Annotated in this window: 24 protein-coding genes, 1 tRNA gene and 1 pseudogene; 19 read left to right on the top strand and 7 right to left on the bottom strand. The window is 53.6% G+C overall.

Annotated elements, in window-relative coordinates:
• The 4 genes from CBE72_RS08840 to plsB form a co-directional block, all read right to left on the bottom strand.
• Window positions 1-789, bottom strand: a complete 789-nt coding sequence (locus tag CBE72_RS08840) for a VOC family protein (RefSeq protein WP_100143220.1) — start codon at window positions 787-789, stop codon at window positions 1-3.
• Window positions 790-1,184: 395 nt separating this feature from the next.
• Window positions 1,185-1,258, bottom strand: a tRNA-Gly gene (locus tag CBE72_RS08835).
• 97 nt (window positions 1,259-1,355) lie between these two features.
• Window positions 1,356-2,600 carry a tryptophan permease gene (gene mtr, locus CBE72_RS08830; protein ID WP_100143219.1) on the bottom strand — a complete coding sequence of 415 codons (1,245 nt, stop codon included), beginning with the start codon at window positions 2,598-2,600 and terminating at the stop codon, window positions 1,356-1,358.
• The gene (plsB, locus tag CBE72_RS08825) at window positions 2,600-5,026 is read right to left on the bottom strand and encodes a glycerol-3-phosphate 1-O-acyltransferase PlsB (protein WP_100143218.1); all 2,427 of its coding nucleotides are present in this window, start codon (window positions 5,024-5,026) and stop codon (window positions 2,600-2,602) included. Before plsB ends, mtr begins: the two co-directional genes overlap by 1 nt.
• A gap of 252 nt (window positions 5,027-5,278) precedes the next feature.
• Between plsB and lexA the strand changes: the two genes are divergently transcribed.
• The 6 genes and pseudogenes from lexA (at window position 5,279) to CBE72_RS08795 (ending at window position 11,033) form a co-directional block, all read left to right on the top strand.
• Window positions 5,279-5,899: a transcriptional repressor LexA gene (gene lexA / locus CBE72_RS08820; protein ID WP_100143217.1), complete on the top strand. Its 621-nt coding sequence runs from the start codon at window positions 5,279-5,281 to the stop codon at window positions 5,897-5,899.
• Window positions 5,896-6,387, top strand: a complete 492-nt coding sequence (locus CBE72_RS08815; RefSeq protein ID WP_100143216.1) for a cell division inhibitor SulA — start codon at window positions 5,896-5,898, stop codon at window positions 6,385-6,387. Before lexA ends, CBE72_RS08815 begins: the two co-directional genes overlap by 4 nt.
• Before the next feature lie 458 nt (window positions 6,388-6,845).
• Window positions 6,846-7,967: pseudogene (coxB, locus tag CBE72_RS08810) on the top strand (cytochrome c oxidase subunit II); the annotation flags it as partial.
• An 18-nt stretch (window positions 7,968-7,985) separates the two neighbouring features.
• Window positions 7,986-9,596 (top strand): cytochrome c oxidase subunit I, encoded by a 1,611-nt coding sequence (ctaD, locus tag CBE72_RS08805; RefSeq protein ID WP_100143215.1) that lies wholly within the window; start codon window positions 7,986-7,988, stop codon window positions 9,594-9,596.
• A gap of 1 nt (window position 9,597) precedes the next feature.
• Window positions 9,598-10,161, top strand: a complete 564-nt coding sequence (locus tag CBE72_RS08800) for a cytochrome c oxidase assembly protein (protein ID WP_028780846.1) — start codon at window positions 9,598-9,600, stop codon at window positions 10,159-10,161.
• Window positions 10,158-11,033, top strand: coding sequence for a cytochrome c oxidase subunit 3 (locus CBE72_RS08795; protein ID WP_025888193.1), 876 nt, complete (start codon window positions 10,158-10,160; stop codon window positions 11,031-11,033). The genes CBE72_RS08800 and CBE72_RS08795 overlap by 4 nt, the downstream gene beginning before the upstream one ends.
• Here CBE72_RS08795 and CBE72_RS08790 read toward each other — a convergent pair.
• Window positions 11,030-11,248 (bottom strand): DUF2909 family protein, encoded by a 219-nt coding sequence (locus CBE72_RS08790; protein WP_025010819.1) that lies wholly within the window; start codon window positions 11,246-11,248, stop codon window positions 11,030-11,032. The two genes, CBE72_RS08795 and CBE72_RS08790, sit on opposite strands and share 4 nt — an antisense overlap.
• Here CBE72_RS08790 and CBE72_RS08785 point away from each other — a divergent pair.
• The 12 genes from CBE72_RS08785 to CBE72_RS08730 all read left to right on the top strand — a co-directional run bounded on the left by CBE72_RS08785 (window position 11,220) and on the right by CBE72_RS08730 (window position 23,070).
• Window positions 11,220-11,966 (top strand): SURF1 family protein, encoded by a 747-nt coding sequence (locus CBE72_RS08785; protein WP_100143456.1) that lies wholly within the window; start codon window positions 11,220-11,222, stop codon window positions 11,964-11,966. The genes CBE72_RS08790 and CBE72_RS08785 overlap by 29 nt on opposite strands.
• 60 nt (window positions 11,967-12,026) lie before the next feature.
• Window positions 12,027-12,569, top strand: a complete 543-nt coding sequence (locus CBE72_RS08780; RefSeq protein WP_100143214.1) for a hypothetical protein — start codon at window positions 12,027-12,029, stop codon at window positions 12,567-12,569.
• Entirely contained in the window at window positions 12,569-13,552 is a 984-nt protein-coding gene (locus CBE72_RS08775; RefSeq protein WP_100143213.1) for a COX15/CtaA family protein, read from the top strand. Before CBE72_RS08780 ends, CBE72_RS08775 begins: the two co-directional genes overlap by 1 nt.
• A gap of 13 nt (window positions 13,553-13,565) precedes the next feature.
• Window positions 13,566-14,471 carry a heme o synthase gene (gene cyoE / locus CBE72_RS08770; protein WP_028780842.1) on the top strand — a complete coding sequence of 302 codons (906 nt, stop codon included), beginning with the start codon at window positions 13,566-13,568 and terminating at the stop codon, window positions 14,469-14,471.
• Between the two features lie 3 nt (window positions 14,472-14,474).
• On the top strand, window positions 14,475-15,122 hold the full coding sequence (locus tag CBE72_RS08765; protein ID WP_100143212.1) for an SCO family protein: 648 nt from the start codon (window positions 14,475-14,477) through the stop codon (window positions 15,120-15,122).
• Window positions 15,123-15,227: 105 nt separating this feature from the next.
• Window positions 15,228-15,545: an STAS domain-containing protein gene (locus CBE72_RS08760; RefSeq protein ID WP_100143211.1), complete on the top strand. Its 318-nt coding sequence runs from the start codon at window positions 15,228-15,230 to the stop codon at window positions 15,543-15,545.
• Window positions 15,523-15,885, top strand: coding sequence for a response regulator (locus tag CBE72_RS08755; RefSeq protein WP_025010825.1), 363 nt, complete (start codon window positions 15,523-15,525; stop codon window positions 15,883-15,885). The genes CBE72_RS08760 and CBE72_RS08755 overlap by 23 nt, the downstream gene beginning before the upstream one ends.
• 21 nt (window positions 15,886-15,906) lie before the next feature.
• Window positions 15,907-17,997: a chemotaxis protein CheA gene (locus tag CBE72_RS08750; protein WP_100143210.1), complete on the top strand. Its 2,091-nt coding sequence runs from the start codon at window positions 15,907-15,909 to the stop codon at window positions 17,995-17,997.
• 12 nt (window positions 17,998-18,009) lie between these two features.
• Window positions 18,010-18,561, top strand: a complete 552-nt coding sequence (locus tag CBE72_RS08745) for a chemotaxis protein CheW (RefSeq protein ID WP_039035323.1) — start codon at window positions 18,010-18,012, stop codon at window positions 18,559-18,561.
• 18 nt (window positions 18,562-18,579) lie between these two features.
• Entirely contained in the window at window positions 18,580-21,165 is a 2,586-nt protein-coding gene (locus CBE72_RS20555; protein WP_100143209.1) for a methyl-accepting chemotaxis protein, read from the top strand.
• Between the two features lie 40 nt (window positions 21,166-21,205).
• On the top strand, window positions 21,206-22,048 hold the full coding sequence (locus CBE72_RS08735; protein ID WP_100143208.1) for a CheR family methyltransferase: 843 nt from the start codon (window positions 21,206-21,208) through the stop codon (window positions 22,046-22,048).
• Between the two features lie 2 nt (window positions 22,049-22,050).
• Window positions 22,051-23,070 carry a protein-glutamate methylesterase/protein-glutamine glutaminase gene (locus CBE72_RS08730; RefSeq protein ID WP_100143207.1) on the top strand — a complete coding sequence of 340 codons (1,020 nt, stop codon included), beginning with the start codon at window positions 22,051-22,053 and terminating at the stop codon, window positions 23,068-23,070.
• Here the strand turns inward: CBE72_RS08730 and CBE72_RS08725 are convergent.
• On the bottom strand, window positions 23,060-24,115 hold the full coding sequence (locus CBE72_RS08725; RefSeq protein ID WP_100143206.1) for a polysaccharide deacetylase family protein: 1,056 nt from the start codon (window positions 24,113-24,115) through the stop codon (window positions 23,060-23,062). The genes CBE72_RS08730 and CBE72_RS08725 overlap by 11 nt on opposite strands.
• 19 nt (window positions 24,116-24,134) lie before the next feature.
• On the opposite strand from CBE72_RS08725, the gene CBE72_RS08720 reads away from it, so the two are divergent.
• Window positions 24,135-25,475, top strand: coding sequence for an MATE family efflux transporter (locus CBE72_RS08720; protein ID WP_100143205.1), 1,341 nt, complete (start codon window positions 24,135-24,137; stop codon window positions 25,473-25,475).
• A gap of 70 nt (window positions 25,476-25,545) precedes the next feature.
• Here CBE72_RS08720 and nfuA read toward each other — a convergent pair whose 3' ends face one another.
• Window positions 25,546-26,124, bottom strand: coding sequence for a Fe-S biogenesis protein NfuA (nfuA, locus tag CBE72_RS08715; protein ID WP_100143204.1), 579 nt, complete (start codon window positions 26,122-26,124; stop codon window positions 25,546-25,548).
• Window positions 26,125-26,249: the final 125 nt, after the last annotated feature.

The following is a 26,249-nucleotide window of genomic DNA, read 5'->3' as shown; positions in this document are numbered from 1 at the left end:
TTAAAGCGCCATCGTCAGCCGGATGATGCTGAAGACAGCCCCTTGCGGGTCGTTGATCACCGCAAAGCGCCCCACGTTGGGGATATCAGTGGGCGGCACACAAACCTTGCCGCCCAACTCGGCCGCCCGACAAGCCATCAGATCACAGTCATCAACACTGAAATAAATCATCCAATGGGGCGGCACATCGCCCCACTGCTCGGTCATTTGCAGCATGCCACCAATGCTTTCATCGCCACCCAACAACCACTCTGTGTATTCAAAGTCGGGGGCATCTTCACTACGGCGCATCTGCCAATGGAACACCTTGGGATAGAAGTCCTTGGCCTTCTCGGGTTGCCGACAAGCGAGCTCCACCCAGCAGAGAGTGTTGGCTTCCCACTTACGCCCAGCGCCAGGATGTTCGATACCCTGCCAAACCGAAAAATGGGCCCCCTCGGGATCGGTAAATAGCGCCATCTTACCGGCGCTGCCAACCTCATGTGGGCCCATCAGAAGCTGACCGCCGGCGGAACTGATGGCCTCGATACAGTGATTAATATCCTCCACCGCAAAGTAAACCGCCCAGTGACTGGGAACGCCTTGCTGTTGTAATTCGGTAGGTAGCTGATACATGGCACCGATTTCTTCCTCACCGTGCCGAATGGTAGAATAAGCCCCCTCAGGCATAGGAATGTCCTGCGTTTGCCAACCGAATAACCGACAATAAAAATGCTTGGCACTGTTCCAATCCAGCGTACCCAGCTCTACCCAGCAGGGCTCACCATGCCTGTATTCTGTAATCTTCATTACCCAGTTCCCTTGTTATCGTAAGCGAAAGAGGCGGCCAAGGCCGGTTCCTTTCAGTTAAACGCTAACAGAAATTATACCAAGCTGTATAGAAAGTGTTCGATTACAAATTGCAGACGACCAAAGACACGAGTCAAAACCCAGGGAAATATATTTTGTTGTGGTTAAAACAATTACTTATTAACGCTATGACCCACAGGGCTTCTGTCTTCTCAACAATGAACAAACCGGAATGGCGAGTCTATTTATGGAGTGTGAGCTTCGACCTATGCTGTCACGCCGATGAAAATAAGCTAATGGAAAGCAGATAATCAAAGTCGAGTTCGAAAGTATGGAATTCAATCAAGGCAGTGCCGACAAACCAACAGCATTCGAACAACTGTAGCAGAGAGACTTGGAGCGGGTGATGGGAATCGAACCCACGTATGCAGCTTGGGAAGCTGCCGTTCTACCATTGAACTACACCCGCACAAAATATTCGGCGTGAACATATAAATTACTGACTTTTATGACCTTGTCAAGATGAGGCTCTCTCAATCCGTTGAAAAAGAGAGCCAGTTCCCGCTTCAGGAATACTTGGGTAACATACCGGCCATGGCCAACAGATGGCAAGCCGCCGTCAGCAATCCAAACAACACCACTATGGCTATCAGAGGGGTTCCCCCCGGCACACGAAAGCCCGGGTGGTCGGCAAACTGTTGCCTTGAGCGCCAAGCCATCAAGGCCGGCACTATGACGGCCCAAACCGTGGCCGCCAAGGCAGCGAAGCCGATGGCGACCAGGAAGCCATCTGGAAACAGCATACCTAGCAGAGTCGGTGGCAGGAAAGTCACCAAGGCGGTCTTGGCTCGGCCGCTGCGGCTGTCGTCAAAACCAAACAGATCAGCCAGATAATCAAACAAACCCAGGGTTACCCCCAAGAATGAAGAGGCCACCGCCAGATTAGCAAATAGGGTCAGCATGGTGTTGAGCAGTGAGTTATCCATCACCTTGGACAAGGCACCGACCAAGACCCCCATATTGCCGCCTTGGGCAATAATATTGCTGAATTCGGCGCGAGAAATGTTACCCATAGTTGCCACCAACCAACATAGGTAAATGGCCAGAGCGATAAAGGTGCCGACAAAAATCGCCTTGATAATAGTGCCCGGCTGTTTACCGTAGTATTTCACCAGCGACGGCACATTGCCGTGATAACCAAAACTGGCTAGACCGAAAGGAATCGCAGCCCACAGATATGAACCGTAAGACCCCTCTTCCGGCAACAACAGCTTGCTGGTATCTATGCCGATCAACAGATTACCTATCGCCAGAAAGAAACTGATAATCATCCCTCCCAGCATTATGGTCGTGATCCTATCCACGGCCTTAGTACTGATCAGCACCACCAACGCCAACACTAAGGCGAACACCAAGGCGGCAAAGCTCTGTGGCAGACTGATATCCATTCCTTGCAGGCTGTGATTGACTATGGAGCCACCACCGCTGATATAGGCATAGGTAAGGATATAGAGTACGAAGGTTATCGAAGCGCCGTTAAGCACCCGCCAAAACTGTCCCAGGGTCTCCTTGGTGAGGGTGTCAAAGCTAGCTCCCGGCTCAAAATGCAGGTTGGTTTCCAGCAGCAGCAACCCGGACATAAACATGCAAAACCATACCCCCAGCAGCATGAGTACCGAGTAGCCAAACCACATACCCGCACCTTCCACCGGCAGAGAAAACATCCCGGCACCGACTGTGGTTCCGGCGATGATCATGGCACCGCCCAGCAAAGACGCCTTGGCAGGCGCCGCATTCATATGATTGGCCATCAGGACTCCTGTTCGGCGGCGATGCTGTCGACAATGGTTTGCTTGACCTGAGGACGCAGTAACAGGTTGGCATAATCCCGGGTTCGCTCGATATCGTGGCGAGTGTCTTCTTTGGTGAGATAACCCAGCTCTTTGAGCTTGATGCTCACAATGCCATAGAGTTTTTTATCGTAAAACTCAGGGGCGGTAATCCCATGTAACGCGCCCAGACGACTGGCTAACTTATGGCTTTCCCGCTCCAAATCGCCGCGCTCAATACCCGGGTGAGCCGCCAGCAGGTTAAAGATGACGGCGTAGCGCTGCAGAGTCTCACTCATGGTTTCGGCCAACAGCGCCAGCGGATTGATCCCGGCCTCCAACACCCTGAAGCCATTAGCCTCTTCGGCGACTAGGCCTTTGGCAATGAAGCGATCCAGCAGCTGATCGGCATAGGCGCCGACATCTGTCTTGCCCATAAACAGCTCGGCCTGCAACAGAGGGTAGAAATCCTCAAGCACAGCTTGCATCTGAGCCCGGCTGCACTGTTCCAGACGCACCAGACAACTGGCCAGCAGAGAAGGCACAATAAATAAGTGAATGATGTTGTTGCGGTAGTAAGTCATGGTTACCGCTATCGATTCATCGATTGAGATGATATCACCCAACTCATCCTTCTGAACCGTGAACTTGTTCAGCTCCAGACCTTGTTGCAACAGCTGCTTACCGTCACCCTCGGCCACCGAGATGTACTGGGTATAAGGCACTTCCTTGAGCAGATCCAGATACAGGTCCAACTGCCGTTCCAACTGGCTGCGCTCCAGCGCATTTTGCTCTGAGGACAAGAGCACCAAGCTGGTAAGAGTCACCGCACTGGCCGCTGCCGCATCATTGATATGAGTCATCACCCGGTTGGCCAAGGTATTGACCGCTGGGGTCAGCCAGCTGGGTTTCTGCTCGGGATCGGCGGCCACATCTTCACGCCAATTGGGCGCCGTTTCTTTGAGGAAGTTCTGCAGGGTCACAGGTTCACCAAAGTTCACATAACCCTGGCCAAAATTACCCAACTTGCGCAAGGCGCCAACCACCTGCCAGACTGACTCTTTCTGCTTTTTCTTGCCACTGAGTTCTTTGTGATAAGTGGCCACTTCCATGACATGGTCATAGCCCAGATATACGGGCACCAGAGTCACCGGCCGCTCAATGCCTCGCAACACAGAGTTGACCGTCATCGCCAACATACCTGTCTTGGGCGACAACAATCGTCCGGTACGGGAACGGCCGCCTTCGGTGAAATATTCGACCGAATAGCCTTTGGCAAACAGCTGATCGAGATACTCACGGAACACGGCGGTATAGAGTTTATTACCATTGAAACTGCGGCGGATAAAGAAGGCACCACCACGGCGGAACATGGGTCCGGCGGGCCAGAAGTTCAAGTTAATACCGGCGGCGATATGGGGCGGAACCATGCCCTGAAAATAGAGGATATAAGAAAGCAGCAGGTAATCCATATGGCTGCGATGACAAGGCACATAAACTATCTCATGGCCATCGTGATGCAGTTGGCGTATCTGCTCGGCGCCCTTGATGTTAATCCCCTTATAGAGCTTGTTCCATAACCAGGTAAGGATCCGCTGGGCAATACGCACCAGACTGTCAGAATAGTGGGCAGCAATCTCATCGAGATATTCCTCTGCCATTTCCCTGGCTCTGGCCTCGGGGATCTTCTTGGCTGCGGCTTCCTCTTTAATAGCCTTTTTAAGAGTTTCTGAACGCAACAGTTCATTGAACAGCGCTTGGCGGTTGGGCAGTAATGGCCCGGTCATCACCTTACGCTGACGGCGGAAATGTACCCTGGCCACTCGCGCCAACTTATGGGCAATAGCCTTATCGGTTCCATGTTCATCGGCCATCAGCCGCAGCGACACGGCATTGGAAAACTGCACAAAGTTGTCGCGCCCCAGAAACAGGATCATTAAAAATTTGCGCAGCCAAGTCGGGCTTTCCCGCTCAAATACGGCGGCGCGCATGCTGTCATCTTCCTTGCCTGGAGTGCGGCCCCAATAGAGACTCACGGGCACCAACTGAATGTCCAGTTGTGGATTGGTCTGATGCAAATGAAGCAAGGAGGTAAAACAGCTGAGAAAAGGCTTATTACTCTTACGCTTGCCAAACAGAGGCTTAGCTCCTTCCAGACAGACGACTCTGGGGACGGTAATATCATCGACCTTGAGCGCCTCATAAGGACAAGGCAGGCCAAACTTACGGGTGACTTCCGCCAGCGCAGCAATATCACTGACAGATTCCGTCTTCATGACATAGGCCATCGGCTTAGCCGGATCCAAGTTTAAATCTGCGAAAGGATCCTGAGGCACCACTATGGTGTGCACGAGTTTACTTTGGATCCAACGAAGGGATTTAAACCAGAATGAATCTTGTTTGGACATGTTCTTTCAGAGTCTGGGTCGCAATCAATAGCTCAATAGAATACCAGAATTTCCTGAACCTTAGCTAGGAAAGCTGCGAACCGGCCCCGGCAAGCCTTATGTCAGAGCTCTGGAGCCCAGGTCTATCTGATGCCGGAGCCGCTCTCTAACCTATTTATGCCACGGCTAAAAAATCTCAACACTGGTTAATACTTGCACTAAAAAAAATACTGTATATACTGACAGGTACTGTATGAAAAAACAGGAATCATCATGAGACCACTGACACCGCGCCAGGCACAGATTCTGGAACTGATTAAACGCAATATAGCCGATACCGGCATGCCACCAACCCGGGCCGAAATTGCTACCCGGTTAGGCTTCAAGAGCGCCAACGCCGCCGAAGAACACCTCAAGGCGCTGGCCAAGAAAGGCTGTATTGAGATCATACCAGGCACCTCTCGCGGCATTCGTCTACCTCATGATGATCAAGCCGAGTCAGAAACCGGCCTCCCGCTAATAGGTCAGGTCGCCGCTGGTGAACCCATACTGGCACAGGAACATGTAGAACAGTATTACCAGGTCGACCCTAGTATGTTCCATCCCAATGCCGACTTCCTGCTGCGGGTGCGCGGCGACAGCATGAAGAATATAGGCATTCTCGAAGGTGATCTTCTGGCGGTTCATAAGGTACAGGAAGCCCGTAACGGTCAAGTCGTGGTGGCCAGGGTTGAAGATGATGTAACGGTAAAACGCTTTGAAAAGAAAGGTAATGTAGTTTATCTACATGCTGAGAATGAAGCTTACTCCCCAATCAAAGTCGACCTGACTTTCCAGCCATTGACCATTGAAGGACTGGCGGTAGGGATAATACGCAATGGAGACTGGCTATGAGCATAATGACTGGCAACGCCCCGAGACACCCAGGCCTATGGACAGATACCAATATCACAGGTAACCAACCTTGTCCGCATACCGGCATCTCCAGCCTGGCCAGCCACAGTCAAGGACGCCAGGAATTATTACGCCTCTGCCCTCAATTGGCGCAACTGAGCCAACAGGGGCGCTGGATAGTCTTGATTAACGCCCCGGCCAGCATAGGTTACAAGGAAACCTTAGCGAGGGCCGGTGTCAGAATGGATAGAGTGCTCTTGGTGCGCACCAAGGATGAGGTTGAAGCCTTGTGGGCAACGGAAAGAGCCCTGACCAACGGCACTTCCAGTGCAGTGATCAGTTGGATTGATAGCCTGGATGCCCGTGATAACCGTCGGTTACAACTGGTCGCTCGTAACGCCAGAGCCATGGGCATAGTGTTGGAAACCGGCCCCCAGACTAAGGAGATGGAGAGCCGTCTCAGTGAGCTGACTCGCTCCATCCATTAATATATTCCTTTAAAGGCCATCCTTGAGATGGCCTATTTTCCGCCCCTTCTTGACGTAATCGCTTACCTGTAAACCGCGCGGGCTCGGCTTTCGCGCGGTATGAACCTAAGAATTTATAGATGTTTTTTTTCATATAGTTAGAAAACATCGTGATCTTGATCAATATTTAATCTACAAATATTGTAAGAACAACGATTGTGTTACCTCCATGCAATTCGTCGTAGGCTGACCGCCCCATTTCGCTTTATAGCGAGTGCGGCCGCCGCCGGAAATGCTGAGTATATTCAGCGGTAAGTGCAACAGTGGTTACCACCTGTATACCTAGATCTAAGTGAAACCGCCGCCGCACTTTGAAGTCATCGTTGCTTTTTTGGGAACTGAAGAGTTTGCATAGAGCAAAGACTTACTGTGTGACTCTTCTTTGTAGTTGCGAATGCAATTGACAGAGGAGATGTCTTGTGAAGCAATGGCTGTGTGTTTTGCTGACCTTGTTGTGCGTCAGCTTGTTGTCTCCATGCGCCCAGGCAGATATGCCCTTGAATATGACTCAAGGGGTAACTGAGATCAGTGGCAAGGTGTATCACCTGCACATGATCATTCTTTATATCTGCTGCGCCATAGGTTTGGTCGTGTTCGGCGTGATGATCTACGCCATGATCAACCATAGGAAGTCCAAAGGGGCGGTTGCGTCCCAATTCCATGAAAGTACCAAGGTAGAAATTGCCTGGACGCTTATCCCCTTCTTAATCCTTATCCTGATGGCAATCCCCGCAACCAAGACGCTGATTGCCATGGAGGATCCCAGTGATGCCGACCTGACGGTCAAGATCACCGGCTCGCAATGGAAATGGCACTACAGCTATTTCGGCGAAGACATCGACTTCTTCAGCATATTGGCAACACCGAGGTCCCAGATAGAAGGCCAGGAAGCCAAGGGTGAGCACTATCTGCTTGAAGTCGACAAGCCGTTGGTATTGCCCATCAATCGCAAAGTCCGATTCCTGATGACCTCAGATGATGTGATCCACTCCTGGTGGGTGCCCGCCTTTGCCGTCAAAAAAGACGCCAATCCCGGGTTTATTAACGAAGCCTGGACCCGGGTGGACAAACCGGGGATCTACCGCGGCCAATGTGCCGAGCTTTGCGGTAAAGACCACGGCTTTATGCCGATTGTGGTGCAGGTACTGGCAGAAGATGAGTTCGACGCCTGGATGGCAGAGCAGAAACAAGCTGCGGCTACGGCCGCCGAAGAAGCTCAGGCTGCCCTCAGTGAGACCATGAGCCATGATGAAGCCATGGCGCTTGGCGAACAAATCTATATGGCGCGTTGCGCCGCCTGTCATCAGCCCAACGGCGCCGGACTTCAAGGGGTGTTCCCGGCGCTCAAGGGCAGTGCTATTGCCATAGGCCCAATGGCTGCCCATCTGGACATAGTGATCCATGGCAAGACAGGCACCGCCATGCAGGCCTTCGGCAAACAGATTACCGCCAAGGAACTGGCCGCTGTGGTGACCTATGAGCGCAATGCCTGGGGCAATAATACAGGCGACACAGTGCAAGCCGCCGACGTCAATAACCACGGGCAGTAGGGGGAGAAGATGAACTCATTCAGTCAAGACGCCGAAGCCGACGTTCAGGAAGTCACTGAACAGGAACACCAGCATCATCACGCCCCCAAGGGGATCATGCGCTGGTTACTGACCACCAACCATAAAGACATAGGTACACTCTATCTCTGGTTCAGCTTCATCATGTTCCTGATAGGGGGCGCCATGGCCATGGTGATCCGTGCTGAGCTATTCCAGCCCGGATTGCAACTGGTCGAGCCCAACTTCTTTAACCAAATGACCACAGTTCATGGCCTTATCATGGTTTTTGGCGCCGTGATGCCAGCCTTTACCGGTCTGGCCAACTGGTTGATCCCCATGATGATAGGTGCGCCGGATATGGCGCTGCCGAGGATGAACAACTGGAGCTTTTGGATTTTGCCCTTCGCCTTCTTAATCCTGCTTAGCTCATTGTTTATGGAAGGCGGCGGCCCCAATTTTGGCTGGACCTTCTATGCGCCATTGTCGACAACTTATAGCGCAGACAGCACAGCCTTGTTTGTTTTCTCAATACATATCATGGGGATAAGCTCAATCATGGGGGCGATCAACGTGATAGTCACCATAGTGAATCTGCGCGCACCTGGCATGAACTGGATGAAGCTGCCCCTGTTCGTCTGGACCTGGCTTATCACCGCCTTCCTGCTGATAGCCGTCATGCCGGTATTGGCCGGGGCCGTGACCATGGTACTCACAGACAAATTCTTCGGCACCAGCTTCTTCGATGCCGCCGGTGGCGGAGATCCTGTAATGTTCCAGCATATTTTCTGGTTCTTCGGCCATCCCGAGGTGTACATAATGATCTTGCCGTCATTCGGCATCATCTCGGCCATTATTCCGGCATTCAGTCGCAAACCTTTGTTTGGCTACGCCTCAATGGTCTACGCCACCGCCAGCATCGCGATCCTCTCCTTCCTGGTGTGGGCACACCACATGTTCACCACAGGTATGCCTGTCTTTGCCGAACTCTTCTTTATGTACTGCACCATGCTGATTGCCGTGCCAACCGGGGTCAAGGTATTCAACTGGGTTGCCACCATGTGGCGGGGATCCATCAGCTTTGAAGCCCCTATGATGTTCGCCTGTGCCTTTATTATTCTCTTCACCATAGGCGGCTTCTCCGGCCTGATGTTGGCAATCACCCCAGCCGACTTCCAATACCATGACACTTACTTTGTGGTTGCCCATTTCCATTATGTGCTGGTCACCGGTGCCATCTTCTCCATCATGGCCGCCGCCTATTACTGGCTACCCAAGTGGACCGGGCATATGTACAGCGAGACCTTGGCCAAGTGGCATTTCTGGTGCTCGGTCATTTCGGTCAATGTGTTGTTCTTCCCGATGCATTTCCTCGGGCTGGCCGGTATGCCCAGACGCATCCCCGACTACTCGGTGCAGTTTGCCGATGTCAATCAGATTGTCTCCATAGGCGGTTTTGCCTTTGGCCTGTCACAGCTGATATTTCTGGCACTGGTGATCAAGTGTATTCGCGGCGGCGCCCAGGCTCCGGCCAAACCTTGGGAAGGTGCCCAAGGGCTTGAGTGGACCCTCCCAAGTCCGGCGCCTTATCACACCTTCAGCACCCCGCCGGAGATTAAGTGATATGGCAGACTCCCGCCCCGACAACCGTAAACTGGTACGCCTGCTGCTGCTTGGCGCCGTAGCCATGTTCGGCTTCGGCTTTGCCCTGGTGCCGCTCTATGATGTGCTTTGTCAGCAGTTGGGGATCAATGGCAAGACCAACACCAGCGCCGCTACTTATAGTGCCCAAGTGGATAACAGCCGCTTGGTCACTGTGGAGTTTATCTCTCAGGTGGCCAAGGGAATGCCTTGGGAGTTCAAGCCGGAAGTGACCCGTATCAAGGTGCATCCCGGCCAGTTGACCCATACCCGCTTTCTGGCCCGCAACCTGTCACACCAATACAAGATAGGTCAGGCGATCCCTTCCGTTTCACCGGGACAAGGCGCCGCCTACTTCAATAAAACCGAGTGCTTCTGTTTCAATCAGCAGCCGCTGGCTGCCGATGCCAGTGCCGAGCTGCCGCTGGTGTTTTACGTGGATCCGGACCTGCCGGACTCCATCAGCACTCTGACCCTCTCTTACACCCTCTATGACATCACGGATAGACAGATATCCGATGCCCTGGAGCAAGGAGCAGCGAAATGACCAGTAAACATGAACACTATTATGTTCCGGCTCAAAGCGCCTGGCCGATTGTCGGCGCATTGGGGCTTTTCCTTATCGCCTATGGTGCCGGTACTTATGTATCCCAGCTCAAATCTGACGGTGGCCACGGCAGTTATGTACTGCTGGCAGGGATTGCCGTCATTCTGTTCATGCTGATTGGCTGGTTCAGAAACGTGATCCATGAATCCATGAGTGGTCTCTATTCGCCACAGATGGACAGGTCATTTCGTCAGGGAATGAGTTGGTTCATCTTCTCTGAGGTGATGTTCTTTGCGGCCTTTTTCGGCGCCCTCTTCTATGCCCGTATGGTGGCCGTGCCTTGGTTGGGTGGCGCATCCAACAATGCCATGACCAACGAAGTGCTCTGGCCTGGATTCAGCGCAGGCTGGCCCTTACTGAAAACCCCGGACGGCACTGAAACCCAAGCCATGGGTTGGAATGGTTTACCCCTTTTCAACACCATTATTCTGCTCACCTCCTCTATTACCCTGCATTTTGCCCACCTGGGGTTAGAGAAAGGCAAACGCACCGCCTTAACCCTTTGGCTTGGACTCACCATCTTGCTGGGACTGGCGTTTTTAATCTTGCAGGGAGAGGAATATGTCCATGCCTACACTGAGCTGGGGCTGACGCTGCAGTCCGGCGTTTATGGCAACACCTTCTTCCTGCTGACAGGTTTCCACGGTATGCATGTGACTCTGGGCACGCTGTTCCTGTTGGTGCTGTTTTTCAGGGTTTTAAAGGGGCACTTCAGCGCTGAGCGTCACTTTGCCTTTCAGGCCGGCAGTTGGTATTGGCACTTTGTCGATGTGGTGTGGCTATGCCTGTTTGTTTTTGTGTATGTGCTTTAGTAAGGCCGGGGATTAGGGGAAATAATCCCCAGCGCCAATGCCAGCAGCAACAAAAGAACCACCAACGCCGAAAACAGCACCCGGCGGCCAAGAAAACGGCTCATGGGAACAGATGAATCGCCGCGCACCATGATCCACAGGGCGCGACCAAGGTTGAAAATGATGAACAGCAGTAGCAGTACCAATATGACTTTAAAGAAAAAACTGACTGACATTCACTCTCCCATCCCTTGGGGGCGTTACCTTGCACTGTTATTTACTTTGGGGCTGTTTCTACTCATGGTCAAGCTGGGATTCTGGCAACTGCAGCGCGCTGAAGAAAAGCAACTATTGGCCCAGGAGATTGCCGCCAGAGCGGATGCGGGGCCAAGCAGCTTTTCAGCTCTATTGAGGCAAGACCCTGACAGCCGACTCACAGGGCAGAAACTGCAGCTGAGTGCCAATGTATTGAGCGGCAAGCAATTGCTGCTGGACAACCAGGTGTACCAAGGACGCGTGGGCTACCTGTTGCTGCAACCTCTGCAAGTTGAGCCGGAGCAACCCTGGTTATTGCTGGAGCTGGGGTTTATCCCAGCTCCAGAAAAACGCAGTGAACTGCCAGAGATATTGCCGTTACCGCCACGCCTCACCCTCGAAGGCCGATTGTGGCAAAAGGGCAGTAACCCACTGAGCCAGGAGCTCTTGGCCGAAGCCGGTTGGCCCAAGCGAATACAAAATCTCAACTGGCCGCAGCTCGAGCACTTGCTTGGGCACAAACTGATTCCGGCCGTGTTGCAGCCGGTTCAGCTGGAAGGTGTGGACTTGCCAAGACCCTGGCAGCCATTGCCCATGCCGGCTGAAAAACACTTGGGTTATGCCCTGCAGTGGTTTTCCATGGCTGCCGCCCTGTTGTTACTGCTTGTCTGGTGGCGCTGGAAACTGAATCGACACTAACCACACTAACCATAGGGCGAGCTGAATTCAGAACGCCCAATTACAGCAAGAGGAGCCAGGATGAACTCCCGAACCCAAAGACCACTCTTGATACTACTGCTGGCCTTTGCCCTGCCTGTGATACTGGCAAAACTGGTACTGAGCTTCGAGCTGTATCAAGGCGGAGCCACCAATAAGGGCCAGTTGCTGCCGGCTAATCTGGGTTATCAACAACTTGGGCTCGACAACCCACTTCCCGGCCGTTGGCAAGTCCTATACCTGATACCGGCCAACTGCGATGAACTGTGCCAGGAACGGCTCTACATATTACAGCAGAGCCATACGGCGCTGGGCGCCGAGATGGACAGGGTCGACACCCTGATTTTCATCAACCGGGACAGCGACACGGGTGCTCCGCTAAACAAGGACTTTCATCGAGTTACTCTGGATAAACCTCTGACCGCCGAGAATCCATTACAGCAGCAGATGTTAGTGATAGTCGACCCTCTGGGCGCTTGGGTGTTGGCCTATCCGGGGGTAGTGGATCACCAGGGCCAACTCCTGCAAGGCAAGGCCTTGGTCAGCGACCTGCGCAAGCTGTTGAAACTCTCGAGGGTGGGCTGATGAAACTGAACTTGCTACTGAAGATGACCCTCATCTGCACTCTGACGGTCATCCTGTTGGGCGCCTACACCCGGCTGTCGGATGCCGGCCTTGGCTGCCCCGACTGGCCCGGTTGCTATGGCCATATCAAGGTGCCTTCTCAGGCCCATGAATTGGCTCATGTCGAACGCCACTTTCCGGGACAAGAAATAGAACCCAAGAAAGCCTGGCTGGAGATGATCCACAGATATGTGGCCGGCTCGCTGGGGATTCTGGTATTACTTATTTTGATCCAGAGTTGGCGTGGCAGTGCAACCCCGAAGAAGCTGCCGGGACTGATCGCCGCACTGATCGTATTTCAAGCGCTGCTGGGAATGTGGACTGTGACCATGAAACTGATGCCCGTCGTGGTCATGTCTCACCTGCTCGGGGGATTCACCCTGTTTTCGCTGTTATTGCTGCTGTATCTCAGGCTCCGGCCGCTGCAAATCCCGGATGGTGATCCCAAAGCCCGCACCTTGGCGCCTTTGGCCATGGTGGCGCTGGCCATTGTGGTACTGCAAATTATGCTTGGCGGCTGGACCTCCTCCAACTACGCCGCCCTGGCCTGCACAGAGTTGCCTATCTGCGAAGGTGACTGGAGCAGCAACCTACGTCTGGCAGATGCCTTCTCTCCTTTTCAGGGGCAGCATCCCAGCTTTGAGTTCGGCGTATTGGATTATCACACCCGGATGACCATACATATTGCCCACCGAATAGGTGCCCTGCTGACCGCGATAGTGGTACTTACCCTGGCATTCATGCTCTGGCGCAGAGCCTACTCGAGCATGCTGAAACGCTCGGCTCTGGTACTCACCTTAGTGCTGGGATTACAGCTGTCATTGGGCCTGGCCAACGTATTGCTGCATCTGCCGCTGCCGGTGGCGGTTGCCCATAACGGCGGCGCAGCCCTGCTGCTGCTGACTTTGGTATTCATCAACTATGCGCTTTGGCGTAAAGCCTGAAGAGGGACTGTTTATGGCTAAACTACTCTCCATAGCCCAGGACGCGACCCGCACAGAGATCTCCTGGCGCGATTACCTGGAAATGACCAAACCCAAGGTGGTGGCGCTGATGCTACTCACCGTCCTGGTGGGTATGTGCCTGGCGTTGCCCGGTGCTGTCCCCCTACAGCCCTTGCTTGCCGGGTTAATGGGAATTGCCATGATGGCGGGCTCGGCGGCCGCCTTGAATCACCTTATCGATCGACGCATCGATGGCCTGATGGCCCGCACTTATAACCGCCCCTTACCCAAGGGACGAGTGAGCGTGAGTCGGGCCTTGAGCTTTGCCGTCTTGCTTGGACTGGCGGGCTTTACCCTACTCTATTGGCTGGTGAATCCACTCACCGCCTGGTTAACCTGTGCCAGCCTGATTGGCTACGCCCTTATCTATACCGCCTATTTAAAGCGGGCAACCCCCCAAAATATCGTGATAGGTGGCCTTGCCGGTGCCATGCCGCCACTGCTGGGTTGGACGGCGGTAACCAATGACTTTCACGGCCACGCCTGGCTGTTGGTGATCATTATTTTCACCTGGACTCCGCCTCATTTCTGGGCCTTGGCCATTCACCGTCAAAAAGAGTACGCCAAGGTGGATATCCCCATGCTGCCTGTGACTCACGGGGTGGAATTTACCAAGACCTGTATTCTGCTCTACACCCTTCTGCTGGCCATCGCCTGCTTATTACCGGTTTTGGTTGGCTTGAGTGGCCCCGTCTATCTGCTGGCTTCCACCATTCTCAGTTGCCTGTTTATCTACAAGGCCTGGCAACTCAAGTTTGCCGATCGCCCCGGACTGGCGATGGCCGTGTTCCGTTTCTCCATCTATCAGCTGATGCTGCTGTTTATTGCCCTGCTGGTGGATCATTACCTCTGGAGTTGAATCATGAAGAAACGCATCTTGGTGGCGGGGATTTTACTCATAGGTCTTGGCGGTTTGGCCAGTGTGCAGCTGTTTCACCGACCTTCGTCTCAGCCGCCGCTGGCACTACAAACCAGCTTTCAATATGAAACCCCAAGGCCACTGCAACCTTTTGAGTTGCAGGACCAAAACGGCCATCAATTCGATAATGACAAGCTAAAACAGCAATGGAGTCTGATTTTCGCCGGTTACACCTCCTGCCCGGACGTATGCCCAACCACCCTCGGCAAACTCAGTGCCGTCTACCCGAAACTGGCACAAGTGGCACCAATACAGGTGATACTGCTCAGTGTCGATCCTGAGCGTGACAGCCAAAGCAAACTCAAGGACTACCTGGCCTTCTTTAATCCCGAGTTCATAGGTTTGCGGGCCGAGCACCCGGCATTACTGCCCTTCAGCCGCGATCTGGGCCTGGTGTATTCACTGGTCGGCGATGGCCCTGACTACCAAGTGGATCACAGCGCCTCTTTGATCCTGATCTCGCCCGACGGCCGCCGCTACGCCACCATCAAGCCCAGTTCACAAACTCCCGGACAACTGCCGCAGATCCGCAACGATGAACTGCTGGCCGACTTCCGTACTCTGGTTACTCAGTATCAAGGGCCCCACTAACTCCCTAAAGAGCCTAGTCGATTCATATACCATTTTTCTTTTGAAAATAGGCAGAAGTGAAATTTGCCGACTATCTTTTGTGTGTTGGGAAAACAGGGAAGCACTATGTCCATCGACACACAGGCACTGGGAACAGAGATCAGCATTCGCAATATTCAGCCACTCTACCAAAAACTATTGGAACTCCTGCATCGGGTCGATGAATTGATCCTGGATGCCGGTGAGCTGCACAAGGTGGATACTGCCGGCGCCCAGCTGCTGTACCTGTTTGCTCTGAGTTGCGACAAGCGGGGGTTGAAACTGTCATGGCAACGGGCTCAACCCGCCTTTATCGCTCAACTGACACGCCTGGGGATCAGGATCCCGACACTCGATTCAGATTTTGAAAAGGAAACGCTCAATGAAGACTATCCTCGCAGTTGATGATTCAGCCTCCATGCGGCAAATGGTGAGCTTTACCCTCAAGACAGCAGGTTTCGACGTGACCGAAGCCAACAATGGCGAGGAAGCGTTGAAAGTAGCCCAAGGCAGAGAGTTTGACCTGGTGATATCGGACGTCAACATGCCAATTATGGATGGTATCGAGCTGATACGTAACCTGCGCGAGCTGCCCAACTACAAGTTTGTGCCCATGTTGATGCTGACCACAGAGTCGACCACAGACAAGAAGCAACAGGGACGAGCCGCCGGAGCCACCGGCTGGATAGTCAAACCCTTCAACCCGGATCAGCTGTTGGCCACGGTTCGCAAAGTATTGGGTTAGCCTCCGGCAAGGAGCGGATATATGGACATAGATCTGAGCCAATTCACCCAGGTGTTCTTTGAAGAAAGCCTTGAAGGCCTGGAAATCATGGAGTCTGAGCTGCTGAAACTGAACGAACAGCAACCGGATCCGGAAACCATAAATACCATTTTTCGTGCCGCCCATTCGATTAAGGGGGGCAGCGCCACTTTTGGTTTCAACCAAGTCGCCGGATTCACCCACTTGCTGGAAACCCTGTTGGATGAAATCCGTGATGGCCGCCGGGAAATGACCGCCAATCATCAGGATATGTTGCTCTTGTCGGTGGATCTGCTGCGCAACATGCTGCAGGCCTTGATGGCGGGTCAAAGCTTTGAATCACCCCAGCAACAAGAGCTGGAAAACCGCTTCAATCAGGAGTTGTCCAACGTTGCCGGGGTCGAAGATGCGCCGGATAACGCCTGCCAAAACAATGAAAAGGCAGCAGCCAAAGTATCAGAAACCAAAGAGTCTGAAACCAAAGAAATTGGGCTCAGCTGGCAGATAGATTTCCATGCCGGCGCCGACATTCTCAGATGCGGCAACGACCCCATTTTGATGTTCAACGAACTCGCCGAGCTGGGTGAGCTAAAGGTCAGCCTGCCAGCGCAGGAACTGCCAGAGTTTGAAGACCTAGACCCCGAATCCTGCCGTCTGTATTGGCAGCTGCAACTCGGCACAGAGGCGCCACTTGAGCGGATAAAAGAGGTGTTTGAGTGGGTCGAGGACGACTGTGAAATCCATTATCAGCAGTTACCCGCCAAGGCACAGCTTGTCGAAGGTGTCTCACCGCAGGAGCAAGCCCCCATCTCGACTTCTGCCCCAGCCTCCCGAGAGACACAGGTCGCAGCCACCACAGCCAAAGTGGAGTCCGGCAAGGCTGTTGCCAAAACGGCGGAAACCAGTTCTATCCGGGTCAGCACCGACAAGATAGACATGCTGATCAATATGGTGGGTGAGCTGGTAATCACCCAAGCTATGCTGGGGCAGATAGGCCAACAGGAACGCATTGACGATAACGCTCTGCTGTCACTGCAGCAGGGGCTGGAGCAATTGGCCAATCACACCCGGGATCTGCAGGAAAGCGTGATGCAGATCCGCATGCTGCCTATCAGCTTCGCCTTCAACCGTTTTCCCCGCTTGGTACGCGATATAGGTCAGCAGCTGGGCAAGAAAGTCGAGCTGCTCCTCAAAGGCGAGGAGACAGAGCTGGACAAGACTGTGATGGAGAAAATTGTCGACCCCATGGTGCATCTGGTACGTAACTCTTTGGATCACGGCATTGAATCCCCTGCCGTGCGCAGCGCCAAGGGTAAACCGGAAACCGGCAGGATCACCCTCAACGCCTTCCATCAAGGCGGCAATATCGTCATAGAAATCACCGACGACGGCGCAGGATTGGATACCGGCAGAATTCTCGCCAAGGCCAGAGATAAAGGCTTGGTCGGCGCTGAAGAGGAACTCAGCACAGAGGCGATTCAGCAACTCATCTTTAAACCCGGCTTTTCTACCGCCGACAGCGTCTCCGACCTCTCTGGCCGGGGCGTGGGTATGGATGTGGTCAAACGCAACATTCAAGCACTCAGCGGCAGTGTAGAGCTGGCCTCAACGCCCGGCAAGGGGAGCCGTTTTACCATTCGTTTGCCTTTAACCCTGGCCATTCTCGACGGCCAGTTGGTGAGGGTTGGCGAGCATACTTATGTGGTGCCGCTGGTCTCCATCTATGAGTCGCTGCAAGTGGAAAGCAGCAAGGTCAATAAGCTGTCTGAAGAGCACGAAGTGATCCGCCTGCGAGACGAGTACCTGCCGGTCATCCGCGTTTATCAGGAGTTCAATCACCAGGCTCAGGCCAAAGAGGCCAAAGAGGGGCTGGTGATGGTGGTGGACAACAACAACCAAAAAGTCGGCCTGCTGGTCGATGAGTTGCTGGCGCAGCAACAAGTGGTGATCAAGAGTCTGGAAGACAACTACGCCAAAGTGCCCGGGGTATCCGGTGCCACCATTCTCGGTGACGGCAGGGTAGCGCTGATAGTGGATATTCCCGGACTCGTGACCATGTCTGGCCTAAATCAAACTCAGGAACATGCAGCCTAGAAGGGAAGCGCAATGACAGAATCCAACCCTGCAACATCGGCAGCTGCGGAAGATCATTCACAGCAATACCTCACCTTTATGATGGCCGATGAGGAATATGGTGTCGATATTCTCTCGGTGCAGGAGATCCGTGGCTGGGAAGCAACCACGGTGATTCCCAATGCACCGCCCCATGTCAAAGGGGTGATCAATCTTCGCGGCACCATAGTCCCCATCATAGATCTGCGTCAAAGGTTCGGTATCAAGACCCTGGCATATGGCCCAACCACAGTAGTGATAGTGCTGAAAGTGCGCCTGGATAAACAGCACAAGGTGATGGGCATAGTGGTGGATGCCGTTTCCGATGTTTTCAGTATCACCCAGAGCGAGATCCGCAGCGCGCCCGATTTTGGCCAGGACACGGACATGCGTTTCATCCATGGGCTCACCTGTGTGGCCGATAAGATGGTCATACTATTGAATATCAATATGTTACTCGGTAATGAAGTGCTGCCGGATGCATCACAACTTTCCAGTTTGCTGCAGCAACTGGACTTGGAACAGCCTCAGGCTGCCAACCTTTAAGACATCGAGGAAAGAAGAATGGATGCCGCCAATGCCAACATAATCAACAGCAATCCCTGGAATCTGCTTGGCTTAATCACGGGCATCGCCGTGATGGCGCTCATGCTGCTAGGCCAGGATCCCAATATCATTATTATTCTGCAGGGCGTCACACTGGTTTGCATACTGCTTGGGCTATTGCACTCACTCAAGCACAAAGGCACCCTGGATAGCGCCATCAACCAACTGCAGCGGTTGCTGAAAGACGGCACGCAGCAGTTTGCCGAGCTTGATCTGCCGGGCTGGAAGCCTCTGCTGGACGAGCTCAGTCGTTGGCGTCAGAGCCAGCAACAGCAGCAAGCCATTCTCAAGGCGCTGGATATCTGCCAGGCCAATGTGATGGTGGCCAATCCGGCCGGTGACATTCTCTACTTCAACCACTCGCTGCAACAAACCATGCAGGACGCCGAGGCCGACATTCAAGAGGTATTGCCCAAATTCCAGGCCGACAAGCTGCAGGGCGCCAATATGGATGTTTTCCACCGCAACCCAAAGCATCAAAGGAAATTGATCGCCGGCTTGGAGCAGGTTTACTCGACTCAAATCAAGGTAGGTCGCCGCACCTTCAGCCTGATAGCTTCGCCGGTATTCGACGAAAACAAGCAGCGTATTGCCACTGTGGTCGAATGGCAGGATCTCACCGAAGCCCTTAGCAAACAACAATTGGAGCAGCAAAGCGCTACAGAGAACACCCGCATCAAGCAGGCACTCAATGTCTGCCAGGCCAATGTGATGGTCGCCGATACCGACTACAAGATCATCTACCTGAACGACTCACTGAATGAAATGCTGGCCGGCAATGAGCAAAAGCTGCAACAGGAGTTGCAGGCCTTCAACATGAGCAAGCTGATTGGCAGCAATATCGATATCTTCCATCGCCATCCTGAGCATCAACGACAATTGCTGGACCAGCTCACCGACAGCTATAACACCCGCATCAAGGTGGCCGGGCTAACATTCAACCTGATTGCCACCCCGGTATTTGAACAGGGCAAGCGTACCGGCACAGTAGTGGAGTGGCAGGATATCACCGCCAGCCTGGCCAGAGAGCAGCAGGAAAAACAGCTGGCGGCCGAAAATGCCCGCATTCGTCAGGCATTGGATAATGTCAGTTCAAATACCATGGTGGCGGATAACGACGGCAATATCATCTATCTCAACCAAGCCGTACAACAGATGTTTCAGGCGGCAGAGAAACACATTCTTCGCGATCTGCCCAAGTTCAATGCCGGCAAACTACTGGGGCAGAATATAGACAGCTTCCATAAGGTGCCCAGCCACCAGCGCAATCTACTCGCCGGTTTGACCGAGACCTATGACAGCCAGCTGCAAGTTGGTGGTCGTACCTTCAGGATCATCGCCAATCCGATATTGGACGCGGAACAGGGACGAATTGGCACTGTGGTTGAATGGGCCGACCGTACCGATGAGGTAGCCATAGAGCAGGAGATTGATGCCATCATCACGGCGGCCAACAACGGCGATCTGAGCCGCCGCCTGGATATTCACAACAAGGAAGGTTTCTTCCTTAATCTCTCTAACGGCCTCAACCGCTTGGTCGGCATCGCCGACAATGTCATTTCCAAAGTCGCCGATATCTTCGATGCTTTGGCCAAGGGACAACTGGATCGAAAGCTAGATGGCGACTATCAGGGGCAGTTTGCCAAGCTGCAGCAAGATGCTAACGCCACCATCAACAAGTTGACTGAGGTGATTGGAGGTATCAATGACTCGGCCAACACCGTCACCTCAGGAGCCGAAGAGATAGCCCAAGGCAACGCCGATCTTAGCCAGCGGACCGAAGAGCAAGCGGCGGCCTTGGAGCAAACCGCCTCCAGCATGGAGCAGATGACAGCTACAGTGAAACAAAGCGCCGAAAATGCCACTCTGGCCAACAACTTAGCCCAGCAGGCCAGTGAGAAGGCCGATGAGGGCGGTAAGGTAGTCAAACAGGCAGTCAGTGCCATGGAGGAGATCAACTCCTCAAGCAAGCGCATTGCCGACATCATCAGTGTGATAGATGAAATCGCTTTCCAGACTAACCTGCTGGCGCTGAATGCCGCAGTCGAGGCCGCCAGAGCCGGAGAACAGGGCCGAGGCTTTGCCGTGGTGGCCGGAGAGGTTCGTAACCTGGCACAACGCAGCGCCGGGGCCGCGAAAGAGATCAAGGAGCTGATCCGCGACAGCGTCAACAAGGTCACGGATGGTACTCAGTTGGTCAATCAATCCGGTGACACTTTACAGGAAATAGTGCAAGCCGTATCTAAAGTTGCCGACATGATGAATCAGATCAGCATTGCCGCAGAGCAGCAGTCGGTTGGGATCCAGGAGGTCAACAAGGCGGTATCGCAGATGGATGAGATGACCCAGCAAAATGCCGCCTTGGTGGAGCAGGTCTCGGCCGCCGGCGATGCCATGGCCGAACAGGCCAGGAGCATGAAGCGTCAATTGGGCTTTTTCAATACCGCTAATCTGGAACGGGGCACCAATAAACCTCTGACCCTGATCGCCGGGGATAAGTCCCCCAAGATCCGTGTCAGTTCAGAAGAGTGGAGCGAGTTCTAGGAGGCGCTAATTGAGTTTAAATGAGGAAAAGGCATTCCCAATGACAGCCGCGGACTTTGGCATTATCCGCGAGCTGGCCTACCAACACACAGGGATAGTGTTACCCGAGCGTAAGCGCCATATGGTGTATTCCAGGCTCAGCCGCCGATTGCGGATGTTGCGGCTGACCAATTTCGGCGATTATTGTCTCAAACTACAAAGCGACCCTCTGGAACTGGCGCCCTTTATCAACGCGCTGACCACCAATCTGACCGCTTTTTTCCGGGAGCGGCATCACTTCAATTTTCTGGAAACCGAGCTGGTACCCTATTGGCAGCAGCGCAAGCAGCACAGGCTGAGAATCTGGTCCGCAGCCTGCTCCAGTGGTGAAGAGCCCTACAGCATAGCCATGACCTTGGCAGAGCACTTTCCCGCCGCCTCGGGTTGGGATCTGAAAATATTGGCAACCGATCTCGATACCAATGTGTTGGCCAGAGCCGAAGCCGGAGTTTATCCCCTGGCCGGAATGGAAGCCATCCCTGAAAGGTGGCACCACTATCTGCAAGGCGCAGCGGAAGAGTTCAGCATTAGCAACCAGATCAAAAAGTTAATCTTCTTCAAGCAGCTCAACTTACTGGATCCCTGGCCGATGCAGGGCCCATTCGATGCCATCTTCTGCCGTAATGTGCTGATCTATTTCGACCAGAGCTCCAAGCAGAAGATAGTGGCCGGTTTCAGAAAACTCCTGGCCGATGATGGTGTGTTGTTTATCGGTCACTCAGAAAGCCTGACCAATATCTCCCGTGAGTTTGAAACCGTCGCTCAAACCACTTATCGCCTACGGCATCAGGATTCGACTCTGCCGCGGCTGTCCCATGTCTCAGGAAGCAAGGAGCGATACTGATCATGGTAAAAGTTCTGATTGTTGACGACTCGGCACTGGTACGCCAGTTGCTGAGTCATATGCTCAGCCAGGCCCAAGATATAGATGTCGTCGGCTGCGCCGAGGACCCCTACGAAGCCAGAGAAATGATTAAAGCGCTGCAGCCAGATGTACTGACCCTGGATGTGGAAATGCCCAAGATGGATGGCCTGGCCTTTCTGCGCAACTTGATGCGCCTAAGACCCATGCCTGTAGTGATGGTATCGTCTTTGACAGAACGCGGCGCCGACGTGACCCTGGAGGCCTTATCCCTCGGGGCGGTCGACTTTATCGCCAAGCCTAAACAGGACTTGACCAATAGGCTTCTGGACTATCAGCAAGAGCTGATCGATAAGGTGCATCAGGCCGCCGCCAGCCATGTCACCCCGCTACATGGTAGCTCGGCGCCACTCCGCAGTGATGCAAAACTCAAGAACCGTATCATAGCCATAGGCGCCTCCACCGGCGGTACTGAGGCCATTCAACGGGTAGTGGCGCCGCTGCCGGAAAATACCCCCCCCATAGTCATAGCCCAGCATATTCCTGCGGCCTTCAGCGCTTCATTTGCCCGCCGCCTCAACCAACACGCCAGAATGGAAGTGATAGAGGCTCAAGGCGGGGAAAGATTGACTCAGGGCGTTGCCTATCTGGCACCGGGCCATGCCCACTTGGTACTCGAGCGCCGTGGCGCTCATATCTACACCCGGCTGCTGGACACGGAAACCGTCAACCGCCATAAGCCCTCGGTGGATGTGCTGTTCAACAGCATTGCCGAGATTGCCGCTAAGTCGGCGATAGGGGTGATACTCACGGGCATGGGTAAAGACGGTGCGGCAGGCCTGCTGAAGATGCATCAAGCGGGAGCCCACACCATAGCCCAGGATGAGGCCAGTTCTGTGGTTTGGGGAATGCCGGGCTCGGCAGTAGCGCTCAATGCCTGCAACGAGCAGTTACCACTGGCGAATATCCCGGCCAGGTTGTTGCAATTACTGACTACTCCTTGACCCAGCTGCCATCATCCTTTGGCCTAACCCATGCCTGGGAAAACCAATAATAGCTGCCATGACGTTTACTGGGAGCAGTACAGTTGTATCTGGAACGCCCCGGCGGCAAGTCCAGTTCAGCCTGAATTCGGAAACGATTCGCCGACAACCATTGCGGTTTCTTGGCGCCCTGCCCCTGTACATAACACATGAGCTGCGACTGATTGATATCGCTCATGTCCAGAGTCACCTCGAGTTCGGGCCGCCACTGGCCCATAGGTAACTCAGGGTTACTGGGGGAGATAGCCTGCACCGGCATATTCAGGCTATGCAGTTTCACCTTGAGAGCATTCATATCGGCATAGGCGCCGGCCACGGGGAAACGCGGCAAAGAGGTCAAGGCAGAGTGAGGGCCAGCCGCACCGGACTGCTGCCCCAATCCAACAAATCCCAGACGCTGCAACAAGGCCTCCAACTGGCTGTTATATTCGCCATAGGGATAGGCGAGTATCTTCAAGTTGTCGCCGGTTTCTTTGGCAATTCGGGCTTCGGTCGCCAGCAGGTTGGCTTCGATTCGCGCCAGCCACTGCTCCTCGGTTTCGGCGGTATTGCGGCGGATAAGATGCTCATGCCCCCAACTGTGATTGGCAATTTCGGCGCCTTCTGCCGCCAGTGTTCTGAGCTGCTCCCAGCTCATCATCTCGCGGTAACCCTTTTCTATCGGTTCTATCGCCACAAACAGTGTGTAGGGAAAGCCAAACTCTTTCAGTATTGGATGCGCCGTCTCGGCAATGTTGAGGTAACCATCATCGAAGGTAATGGCAACCGTTCTCGGTGCCAACGTTTTGGACTGACGAATCGCCTCTATTACTTGGGTCAGCGGCACCACATTGAAATCATGATCAGACAGATACTGCATCTGCTCCCGAAACTGGGCCGGAGTCACACTGGTACTGACCGGCGAGCTGTCGGAAACATGGTGATACTGTAGAATGACAGCCGCCAGGGCAGATGAACTCATTAGTCCAAGGCAACTGCAGAGCAAAAAGCACAGCTTTTTCAACATCATTAACCTCTGAGAAATTATGACCACCAGCATTGGCCTGTTCGACAGGCAAAAAAATCGTCAGCTGTTTGCACTGGCGCTTCCAATGATACTGTCCAACATTACGGTACCGCTACTGGGTCTGGTAGATACGGCTGTCATAGGACACTTGAGTGACGCCTATTATCTCGGTGGCGTCGCCGTCGGTTCGACCATTATAACACTGCTATTCTGGTTGCTGGGTTTTCTGCGTATGGCCACCACGGGCCTAGTTGCCCAAGCCTATGGTGCCGATGATAAGCCTCGGCAACTACAGCTGTTGTTGCAGGCTGGCTCGCTGGCACTTTTTCTCGGCTTGTTGGCTCTGCTGTTGCAAGGGCCGATACTCAGCCTGGCCGCCAGTTTCTCCGATGCCAGTGAGCAAGTCAGCCACTACGCCGCCAGCTACTTTTCCATTCGTATCTGGTCGGCCCCGTTTGCATTGCTGAACCTGGCTCTACTTGGCTGGCTGCTCGGTCGTCAGCAACCCAAGGCCGCCATGTGGCAGTTGATCATCGCCAACTGTGCCAATATAGCTCTGGATCTGCTGTTTGTTATAGGTTTGGGTTGGGGCGTAGAAGGCGCGGCCCTAGCATCCGTCATCGCCGATATGACCGCCTGTGCCGTAGCCTGTACTATGGTATTGCGCCAGTTAAAACAGTTCAATGTGCCGCCTATTGCCGAGCTGCTCGGGCAGTTGCATCCTCGCGACTTTAGTCGCCTCTTGAGGCTAAACCTGGATATCTTTATCCGCAGCTTGTGTTTGCAGGCCACCTTCGCCTTTATGACCTTCAAGGGAGCCGGGCTCGGCGATGAAACTGTCGCAGCCAATGCCGTGTTATTGAATATGTTGCTGCTAATCTCTTACGCTTTGGACGGTATAGCCTACTACGCAGAGGCCGAAGTGGGCCGAGCTATGGGACAAAAACACTTGGATGCACTCAGGCAAGCGGTCGCCCTGGCGTTTAGCTGGTCTGCCATCATAGCCCTGGGCTTCAGCGGTTGTTTCTGGATTTTCGGTGAGCAGCTCATCGGCATACTGACCAATATTCCCGAGGTTCGCCACACCGCCCTACTCTATCTGCCATGGCTTATCGTCCTGCCGCTGCTGGCATTTGCTTCCTATCTATTTGACGGCGTCTATATTGGTGCCACCAAGGGTAAAGTGATGCGTAACAGCATGATTTTCGCCAGCTTGGCAGTATTTTTCCCGGTCTGGTTCATACTGCAACCTCTGGGTAACCATGCTCTCTGGGTTGCGATGAGTGCCTTTATGCTGGCGCGTAGTCTGAGTCTCGGGCTGCACTTCCTCTGGCGCCAACACCACTTTATCCCAGCCTAATGGCAATAAAAAAAGGACAGTGTTGAACTGTCCTTTTTTTTCTTTAGCTCTTTGGCGCCGAGTACCAATATTACTGGTAAGAATGGTCGCCATGCTGGTGATCTGTTACATCACGAACACCGGTCAATTCGCCGGGGAAACGCTCCAACAGCTGAGTCTCGATGCCATCTTTCAGGGTCACATCGACCATGGAGCAACCGTTACAACCACCGCCGAACTGCAGTACCGCCACGCCGTCGTCTGTGATCTCCACCAGCATGATATGACCGCCATGACTGGCCAGCTGTGGGTTGATCTCGGCCTGGATCATATACTCCAAACGCTCGGTCAGCGGAGCATCGTCAGACACTTTACGCATCTTGGCATTGGGCGCTTTCAGGGTCAGTTGTGAACCCAACTGATCGGCCACCAGATCAATGCTGGCTTCTTCTAGGAAGGGAGCGCTCTTTTCATCGACCATGGCCTTAAAGCCATTGAATTCCAACTCGACATCATCGGCTTCAACCGCATCCGGTGGGCAATAGGAAACGCCACATTCGGCCTGAGGAGTCCCAGGGCTGATAACAAAGACCCGAATATGAGTGCCTTCCGGCTGACCATCCAGGAGTTTAACAAAGTGCGCCTGAGCTGCTTCGGAAATGGTAATCATGACAACCTGCTCCGTCAGGGTAAACCTGAGTAAATTAGTAAGAATTAAAGCTATCATACTCTGACTGTCAATCGCTTTGTAGTCCCGAAAGCGATAGAGCTGGTTTTTTTGTTGTCGGGATCTCG

This window comes from Shewanella carassii (assembly GCF_002777975.1).
GTDB lineage: Bacteria > Pseudomonadota > Gammaproteobacteria > Enterobacterales > Shewanellaceae > Shewanella > Shewanella carassii.
This window is presented reverse-complemented; position numbering and strand designations above follow the sequence as displayed.